Origin of the sequence: Caloramator quimbayensis (assembly GCF_900167605.1) — a bacterium.
Taxonomy (GTDB): Bacteria; Bacillota; Clostridia; order Clostridiales; family Caloramatoraceae; genus Caloramator_B; species Caloramator_B quimbayensis.
The window spans coordinates 1-8,138 of the sequence record NZ_FUYH01000046.1; the positions used below are offsets into that span (position 1 = coordinate 1).

Here is an 8,138-nt window from a genome sequence, read left to right on the forward strand (position 1 = left end):
CAAAAGAACAGTTAGAAAAAGTACTAATGCTTTATCCTCAATTAAAACAAATATATCAATTTGTTAAACAATTTAAAGAAATACTTTATAGTAAAGACATATATAAAATAGATAAATGGATTAAAGAAGTAAAAGAGTTAAACATACCTGAATTAAATAGTTATATATCAGGAATAGAAAGAGATTTTGAAGCGGTAAAAAATGCAATAATATATGAATATAGTAATGGTTTAGCTGAAGGAATTATAAATAAAATAAAGGTTATAAAGAGAATTATGTATGGTCGTTGCAGTTTTGAACTTCTTAAGCAAAAGGTATTATTACTTAATTTCAACTAACTTTGGAAAAAACCGAATTTTTATTGACAATAACATCATTGACATCATCATCGACATGTCCATATTGCAATCTTTCATCATATCTTTACAGTATGGCATCATGTCTTTCATCATTGCTTGCGGATTTTCACTAAATATTTTACAAAACTCGGGCATGATTTCTTTAATAAAATCTAGTTTTTCATTTTTGCTAAGTGTGTCAAATTTATTCTTTAATTCTTCCATTTTTCATTCCTCCAATGAACATTTTTTAGTCTATTAATAATAAAGGTAACTTATTCACTCGTTTCACTCAATAGTTTATCAGCAACTTCATTGATCTTTTTTATCGGAACTTGCTTTACTTTATTAGCCATTTCTATCGCTTCTTTTATTTCTTCTTTAGGAATACCCAATTCAACACATTTTTTGTAATGCCATTCTAAACAGGGTATGCAATTACCACCTATTGCGGCACCAAGTGCAACAAGTTCAATTGTTTTAATGTGTAAACCCATAAGCACACCTCCCTATCGATTCGTTATTAACTTTCTCCGCACCCACTGAAAGAGTGAAAAGCCTCTTTAGCTCTGGCTCTTTTCATTGGTTTAGAAGAGAGTTTTTCAAGATTGTCTGTAATACTACTAAGATCTCCATAAGGAATTCCTATCAAATTTTCTTCTTCAGTAATATCTGTAGCTTCTCTGCAGCCATAGCATCCAAGTGTGGAATTTAATTTTCTTGATGTAAACGGTATTACTGTTGAATCAACGCAGGTTGCCTGGAAAATTGCAGAATTAAATTCCAATCTTTCTCCTGTTTCATATATAGAAGCTAGGGAAAGCCACATCAGATGTTCCGGCTTTGATTCGATTACAACAACATCCGGTTCCACTTCTATCGTTTCCAATGGACTTAATATTACAGCACTAAACTCCCCTTGGGCAAGCCTGGTCATTCCAGACATTGCTTTTGCGCCAGCTTCGGGCGTAGCAAAAAGTCCCATATTGTAAAGCATCTGACCAGAGGAAAGCATTTCCGGCAATGGTTTAAGACCAAACGCAGCTGCTGATGCCGGACATGCAATATTATCAGCAGTAATCATGATCTTTTAGCCTTTACCTGCTCTCATTAATGCCTGACAATATCTCATTTTAGTAGTAGAATCATATTGTTCCTTTAGTTTTGATAAATCATCCTCTTTGATAAATTTAACTCCTACAGGCTCGCGCTTCACATTTAAAATGCTTTTTATTCTGTTATTCATTTCAATCATTTTATTCATAATAATTATTTACCCTCTCTTTTACATAATTTGCATTGTTTTACTTTTTCGTTCAGTTTTTGCATGTCTTCATTTAAAATTGAGTGTTCATTGATGTTTCGAATGATTGTATTCATGATCTCAGACGCTGTTTTATTTTCTAGGTTTAAGTAGTAAAATACCCATTGGCTTTGTCGTTCATCCCGAACTAAATCTGCATCCCTGAGCTTAGCTAAATGTCTGGAGACCTTTGGTTGAGATTCCCCAATTACATCACAAATTTCACAAACACACATCTCTTTCTGATAAAGCAAAGCCATAATTCGAAGTCTTGTCTCATCAGATAATGCTTTAAGAAATTCAGCTAAATCAACCATGGTTAACCCTTCTGTTCAGAGAGAAACTCATCAATAACATCTTTAACTTTCGCCTCGACATTATCAATGTTTGTTTCATCTTTAAAGTTCTTATTCTTTGGTATGTCAAAATCAGATGTCAGTGTTATTTCCTTATACTCCGTAATCCCTGCCGATTCCAATGCCTTTGATGCACATTTGACCGGACACCCATTTAAAGCAATGTGCTTTTCATTGACATTTGCCATGTCAATAATATTTTTGATTCCCAAGGGAAGCCCGAGTGGGCATACCATGTTAACCGTTTCATTATCAACCAGATTAAGGGCTACTTTGTTTGTCATCACACCCACATTGCACGCTCCCTGACAAGGTAAAATACCTATCTTCATTATTAATTCCTCCTTTATATATGCTTATGCGTATATCCATATATTATCACTAAAAATTTACTCTGTCAATGCTTTTTTAGTAATCCCCTTGATTATTAAATATACCAAGGGGATTTACTAAAAATACAGGGGGAACTTAACAGCATCCTGATGATGCTTCATCCTGAATCGCTAACTCGCCATTCTCCACTGTTATTGTTATAGTTTCCGCTCTTTTCTTCACATCATCTTCCATTAATACTGAAATGCCATTGATGGAAGTGGGTTCATCTCCATCTTTTAGTTTTGCTAAGTTGAATACAAGAGAAGTTCCACAGCATGATTTTTGCAAAATAGCTTTTAAACAGTCACAGTCATTTGAAGAGAATATCTCTTCAAGCATTTTTTTGGCTTCGTTTGTAATTTTCATTTTCATAACCTCCAATTATTTTATAAATCATTTAAATTTGATATTAGCACATTCTTATGCTAATAAATCATTTAGCTTATTGCCCTTAATCTCATCAGAGTTCCAAGGGATAACAGCAAAGTTTCCATTTGCATGAGTGTCAACCTTATTAATCCATTTAATTTCGCTACTTGCCTTTGCTGACAGTAACTGATTGGTTGTTCCTGTTTGGTATAGTGATGAGTTAATAATCCACCATTTATTATTAATTCCAGCACGTCTCAAGTCTTCTTCTAAGCGCATTGCTTCGTAAACCGGCGTAGCTTCTGGCAGAGTTACAATAATAACCTCTGTTTCATCAGCATTATGAAGTCGAGGCAACAGTTTTTTTGCAGATTCTGGGATATCGCCTTTTGAACGCTTAATTTCCTGATTGTAGCTTTGGGTAGATTCCAACAACAGAAGTGTATGTCCTGTAGGTGCTGTATCAATGACTACTACCTCGTTTTCGGCCTTTTCTACTATTTCAGCAAAAGCCCTAAATACAGCTATTTCCTGAGTACAAGGTGATCTTAAATCCTCTTCAACATAGGCTAAATCCTCATCAGACAAAGTTTCTTTCGCTTTAGAAAGTACTTCTTCCTGATACTTTTTGAGTTCAGCCTGCTCGTCAATATGGCTCATACTAATACCGTCAGTTTCAGCGATGACATATTTCAAATGGGCTGCAGGGTCAGTTGTTGTAAGATGTACTTTCTTGCCTTTCTTTGAGAGACCTAAAGCTATTGCAGCAGCAATAGTTGTTTTGCCTACGCCGCCTTTTCCCATTGTGAAGACAACTTTTTTATTGCTATTGTACAGGTCATCAACAACATCTTTGAGCTCAGTAATTGCCTTAGCATTCAACTTTTCATCGCTAACAGTGTAATGATCCTTAATAAGCAGAGATCTTACATTTTCTATTCCAGTAATGTTATAAGCTCTGAGCGGTACCATGTAGGTGGCAATTTCCCGTAAGCCCTGCGGCATTTCTGCAAGTGCATTTTGCTGTTTTTTATAGAGGCTTTCGGATATGCTGTCATCATATGAGGTTAGCACACCGTTAATCACCATGATTTGGTTATTTATACCCATTTCTGCAAGTTCTTTTGATGCTCTTTCTGCTTCCTTCAGGGGAGCTTCCTCGGGTCGGGATACAAGGATAAGGGTTGTTAATGCTTCGTGAGCCAAAGTTTCAACAGCTTTTTTATATACCTCTTTCTGACTTTCAAGCCCGGAAAGTTGACCTAAACAAGATGCTCCATGTGTGTTCTCACTAATAAAGGTGCTCCATGCCGAAGGAAGTTGCAACATTCTAAGCGTATGCCCCGTAGGTGCAGTATCAAAAATAATGTTATCATATTTTGTTTGAATCTCTTCGTCAGTAATGAATTTTGAGAACTCATTAAATGCTGCAATTTCAACAGTGCAGGAACCGGAGAGTTGTTCTTCCATATTATTTAAGACAGCATCCGGAAGTTTACCTCTGTATGGTCCAATTACACACTCTCTATATTCTGCTGCTGCCTGAATCGGATCAAGATTGGCAACAACAAGATTTGGCACTTCTTTAATTGGAACCCCTTTATTAGTTAGTTCTGTATTAAAGACATCTTGCAAATTTGATGCAGGGTCAGTGCTAATTAAAAGCACCTTTTTTCCACTATCAGCAAGAGTAACCGCAGTAGCGCAGGCAATTGAAGTTTTTCCAACTCCGCCTTTACCCGTAAAGAACATATATTTTGTCAAATTTATATTCTGCGGATTAAAATTTTGAATCATTATTCTGCCTCCTAGTTAATTATTTGCTATTTATCGATTTCTACTTATCTATCTTTGACTCTTCATCAAAGGAATTGATAGGAATACCAAGAAAATCTGCGAGTTCTTCATTTGTGGGATATCTACCTGTAATTGCAACTTCTTCATCTACAAGGGTGAACGGCAACTCATCAATACCCTTTTCATTAATCATTTTGTTTACTGTTTTGTTAGTCATAAACTTCATTGGTGAGTTTGTCAGATTATACCGTTCAATTTCTATGCCTTTTTTCTTTAAGTTGTTCAATACAGTCGAAATTCTTAATAGATCTGGGTCAATACTAACTCCGCAAAGACCAGTGGGGCAACACATTGCCGGTTCATAAATTGTTATCTTTTTCATATTAGACCTCTCCTCCTGTTATTACTTTGTTTTTATTGTTTCAGCCGATGGCTGCGGAAACCAATGTTTTGTATTATTTGCAATTTTAACAAGAGTCAGCATAACTGGTACTTCTACTAAAACCCCCACTACTGTGGCAATAGCGGCCGCTGAAGTTGTGCCGAACAATGCTATTGCAACTGCGACGGACAGTTCAAAGAAATTTGATGCACCAATCATACCAGCGGGTGCAGCAATATCATGGGTAAGTTTTAATGCTTTGCTTGCGAAATAAGCTATGAAGAAAATTAGGAAAGTTTGTATAATCAGCGGTATAGCAATCAGCACTATATGAAGCGGATTGTTTATGAAAACCTCTCCTTGAAAAGCAAACAGCAGTATCAAAGTCAACAACAATCCGATGGTGGTAGCATTATCGAACTTTGGTAGAAATTGATTTTCAAAATACTCCAAGCCTTTTCTTTTCGTAATAGATACTCTGGTCAGTATGCCACCGGCAAGGGGAATCACAACGAAAAGCACAACGGAAAGAATCAAAGTATCCCATGGCACGCTAACATTGCTAACCCCCAGCAAGAACTTTACTATCGGTACGAAGGCAATAAGTATAATAATGTCATTAGTCGCTACTTGAACTACTGTATATGCAGGATTCCCATTTGTTAAATGACTCCACACAAATACCATTGCCGTGCATGGTGCTGCCCCAAGCAGTACCGCACCTGCCAAATATTCTCTTGCCAAATCAGGAGTAATGAAGTTTCTAAATATCACATATAGAAAAAATGATGCAATGGCATACATAGTAAATGGTTTTACCAGCCAGTTTACTATCCAAGTTACATACAATCCCTTAGGATTTTTACCAACATTTTTAATACTTTGAAAATCTACTTTCATCATCATTGGATATATCATAACCCAAATCAAAATTGCTACCGGTATTGATACTTTGGCATATTCAAATTGATTTAGAAATGCAGGAATCCCAGGCAAAAACTTGCCAATAAGTACTCCCGCTACCATACAAAGAACTACCCATAGGGTTAAATATTTTTGAAAAAAACTTATTTCTGTTGACTTTTTATCGTTCATAATAATCACTCCTTAAATAGGCTATTAATTTATTTTTTACTATCAGAGTTTTCTTACTCCATTTTTTATTCACCATTTTTGTGTTCATTACGGTTTTCTAACATCGCATAAATCTATCCGTTTGCAATTCTGACATTCATCAAGATCTTTATGATAATTTGGCGATTCTTTTAACTTTTTCACAAGATAAAGCCACAAATCTTGATTATCTTCCTTGAATTTGTTACTTACTTTGTAGTAAGCCCATTGTGCCTTTTTATAACTGTCTAGTATTCCACTGTTTTTAAGAGCTGTTAGGTGTCGTGAAACATTTGACTGTGTCATTTTCAGGCACTCCTCTATCTCACACACGCACATTTCATCCTCCATAAGGATTGCCAGAATGCGAAGCCTGCTTTCTTCTGCCAACGCTTTAAATATTTCCACCATGCTTTTTACCTCCTGTTTATTCTTATGTATTATTATATGCTCATTCACTCATATGCCAGCTAAAAAAATATGAACTATATTCGCATATGAGTATTTACTCATATATATTGACACACAAAAGGCTATTTTGTCAATAGCCTTTTGCAAAAAACATTTTTAACTACAACAAGATTTCTTTGTTTTTGGATGTATATTTTTTTCTTTTACCCGCTCTACGTCATCTTCTCGGATTTCTTCAATCTCCAAATTACAACACCCAGTTTCTTTCTTATCTTTCTTTGCTCCTAGCAAACCGCCAAATAATCCTTTTTTCTGTAATCGTCAAAAAATTTCCGTATTCATTCCTCATTTATCCTTTGATAAAATAAATCCAGTAGATTAAGCTGCAAAGCCTTCTACTGGATATTTTAATTTTCTAAACATTAATATTTTTATTTTGAAGCTTTAATTCTTCAGGGAGCTCTTTTGACCAAGGCATATATTTTAATAGCGTAGCTGTATCTTTCTTGTCCAAATTACAAAGCACATTCATAAGATAAGTTAAATACTTTTCAACATTTAAATCATTTGCTTTAGCTGTTTCTGCTATGCTAAAGAGAATTGCACTTGCATTTGCTCCCTTTGGTGTATTACATAAAAGCCAATTTTTTCTTCCAATAACAAAAGGCTTTATTGCTCTTTCTGCTCCGTTATTATCTATTTCTAAGGAACCATCTGTCAAAAAGGTTCTAAAGCTTGGCAATAACTTTTGGCTATATTCAAGAGCTTGGCCTAAAGGACTTCTATGAAGGGCATTTTTTATTTCTATATCAACATACTTTATAAATTCTTCAATGATTGGTGCTGATTTTTCAAGCCTTACTTCATAGCGCTTTTTATAGAAATCATCACGGCCTTGATATTTTTCTTTGAGTTCTTTTTCAATTTTGTAAAGCTGCTCGCAAAAATTAAACCCTATAACAGCTCTTGAATTTAATAGGGCTTCGCCTTCTAATTTCGAAACTATTTCAAAATATTTTCGCCGTATATGAGCAAGGCAATAAATGTGCTTCACATTTTCTACAGAGTTGTATCCTTGATAACCATCTGTCTGAAGCACTCCAGTAAATCCTTTTAAGAATTCTTTAGGACAGGTACTGGATCTGGTTCTTTGATAGTCATATAAAATAATGGGATGCTCAGATTCTCCAGTCCTATAAAGCCACATATATTTTTTAGATTTAGTATCTTCACCCTTAGAATCAACAACTGTTAAAGTTGTTTCATCAGCCTGGATATAATGGCTTTTTAAAAGATTTTCCTTCATTACGTTATAGACTATCTCAAATTCATTAGCAGCACTTATTATCCAATTAGATAATGTTTGCCTTGAAAGGCTTACGCCAAGCATATCAAAATAGGCCTCTTGTCTGTAAAGAGGCATTGCATATTGATATTTAATATTTATAACATGGCTTAGAAGTTCATGAGATGCCATACTCTTATAAAGAAATGAGTTTGGGGCTTTAGTTGTAATAATATTTGTATTATCATCTGTTTTTTTACATGACTTACAAGCGTAGCTGTAGGTTACATGTTCTTCAATATAAAGCTCCGCTTTCTTATATTTTAAAACTTCTTTTGTTTTAGTTCCTATTATGCTTAATTTCTCATGACATTTATCGCAAACTGCTTTATCTTCATCTAATTTATGC

At 34.9% G+C, this 8,138-nt stretch carries 11 protein-coding genes and 1 pseudogene; 1 reads left to right on the forward strand and 11 read right to left on the reverse strand.

Annotation, left to right across the window (positions count from 1 at the left end; all coding sequences use genetic code 11):
- On the forward strand, positions 1 to 338 hold a 338-nt coding region (locus tag B5D15_RS14690), incomplete at its 5' end, for a transposase (protein WP_143287339.1).
- Here B5D15_RS14690 and B5D15_RS14695 read toward each other — a convergent pair.
- The 11 genes and pseudogenes from B5D15_RS14695 to tnpC all read right to left on the reverse strand — a co-directional run.
- Positions 321 to 563 carry a hypothetical protein gene (locus B5D15_RS14695; protein WP_078697857.1) on the reverse strand — a complete coding sequence of 81 codons (243 nt, stop codon included), beginning with the start codon at positions 561 to 563 and terminating at the stop codon, positions 321 to 323. The genes B5D15_RS14690 and B5D15_RS14695 overlap by 18 nt on opposite strands.
- Positions 564 to 613: 50 nt before the next feature.
- The gene (locus tag B5D15_RS14700; protein ID WP_078697858.1) at positions 614 to 835 is read right to left on the reverse strand and encodes a carboxymuconolactone decarboxylase family protein; all 222 of its coding nucleotides are present in this window, start codon (positions 833 to 835) and stop codon (positions 614 to 616) included.
- Between the two features lie 26 nt (positions 836 to 861).
- Positions 862 to 1,602, reverse strand: a pseudogene (locus tag B5D15_RS14705) (DUF169 domain-containing protein).
- 5 nt (positions 1,603 to 1,607) lie between these two features.
- Positions 1,608 to 1,958, reverse strand: coding sequence for an ArsR/SmtB family transcription factor (locus B5D15_RS14710; RefSeq protein WP_078697859.1), 351 nt, complete (start codon positions 1,956 to 1,958; stop codon positions 1,608 to 1,610).
- A 2-nt stretch (positions 1,959 to 1,960) separates the two neighbouring features.
- Complete coding sequence (locus B5D15_RS14715) at positions 1,961 to 2,329, reverse strand: putative zinc-binding protein (protein WP_078697860.1); 369 nt, start codon at positions 2,327 to 2,329, stop codon at positions 1,961 to 1,963.
- A 136-nt stretch (positions 2,330 to 2,465) separates the two neighbouring features.
- Positions 2,466 to 2,738, reverse strand: a complete 273-nt coding sequence (locus B5D15_RS14720) for a hypothetical protein (protein ID WP_078697861.1) — start codon at positions 2,736 to 2,738, stop codon at positions 2,466 to 2,468.
- A gap of 54 nt (positions 2,739 to 2,792) precedes the next feature.
- Positions 2,793 to 4,538, reverse strand: a complete 1,746-nt coding sequence (gene arsA, locus B5D15_RS14725; RefSeq protein WP_078697862.1) for an arsenical pump-driving ATPase — start codon at positions 4,536 to 4,538, stop codon at positions 2,793 to 2,795.
- 40 nt (positions 4,539 to 4,578) lie between these two features.
- Positions 4,579 to 4,920, reverse strand: a complete 342-nt coding sequence (gene arsD, locus B5D15_RS14730) for an arsenite efflux transporter metallochaperone ArsD (protein ID WP_078697863.1) — start codon at positions 4,918 to 4,920, stop codon at positions 4,579 to 4,581.
- A gap of 21 nt (positions 4,921 to 4,941) precedes the next feature.
- Positions 4,942 to 6,015: an ACR3 family arsenite efflux transporter gene (gene arsB, locus B5D15_RS14735; RefSeq protein ID WP_078697864.1), complete on the reverse strand. Its 1,074-nt coding sequence runs from the start codon at positions 6,013 to 6,015 to the stop codon at positions 4,942 to 4,944.
- Between the two features lie 87 nt (positions 6,016 to 6,102).
- Positions 6,103 to 6,444, reverse strand: coding sequence for an ArsR/SmtB family transcription factor (locus B5D15_RS14740; RefSeq protein WP_078697865.1), 342 nt, complete (start codon positions 6,442 to 6,444; stop codon positions 6,103 to 6,105).
- Between the two features lie 415 nt (positions 6,445 to 6,859).
- Positions 6,860 to 8,138 (reverse strand): IS66 family transposase (tnpC, locus tag B5D15_RS14745; protein WP_078697866.1); only part of this gene is annotated, 1,279 nt, incomplete at its 5' end.

What these genes read in the sequence shown, in the direction of transcription:
- B5D15_RS14695 (WP_078697857.1), bottom strand. Translation starts at nt 563, where the DNA reads ATGGAAGAATTAAAGAATAAATTTGACACACTTAGCAAAAATGAAAAA.
- B5D15_RS14740 (WP_078697865.1), bottom strand. Translation starts at nt 6,444, where the DNA reads ATGGTGGAAATATTTAAAGCGTTGGCAGAAGAAAGCAGGCTTCGCATT.
- arsA (WP_078697862.1), bottom strand. Translation starts at nt 4,538, where the DNA reads ATGATTCAAAATTTTAATCCGCAGAATATAAATTTGACAAAATATATG.
- B5D15_RS14700 (WP_078697858.1), bottom strand. Translation starts at nt 835, where the DNA reads ATGGGTTTACACATTAAAACAATTGAACTTGTTGCACTTGGTGCCGCA.
- B5D15_RS14715 (WP_078697860.1), bottom strand. Translation starts at nt 2,329, where the DNA reads ATGAAGATAGGTATTTTACCTTGTCAGGGAGCGTGCAATGTGGGTGTG.
- B5D15_RS14720 (WP_078697861.1), bottom strand. Translation starts at nt 2,738, where the DNA reads ATGAAAATTACAAACGAAGCCAAAAAAATGCTTGAAGAGATATTCTCT.
- arsD (WP_078697863.1), bottom strand. Translation starts at nt 4,920, where the DNA reads ATGAAAAAGATAACAATTTATGAACCGGCAATGTGTTGCCCCACTGGT.
- arsB (WP_078697864.1), bottom strand. Translation starts at nt 6,015, where the DNA reads ATGAACGATAAAAAGTCAACAGAAATAAGTTTTTTTCAAAAATATTTA.
- B5D15_RS14710 (WP_078697859.1), bottom strand. Translation starts at nt 1,958, where the DNA reads ATGGTTGATTTAGCTGAATTTCTTAAAGCATTATCTGATGAGACAAGA.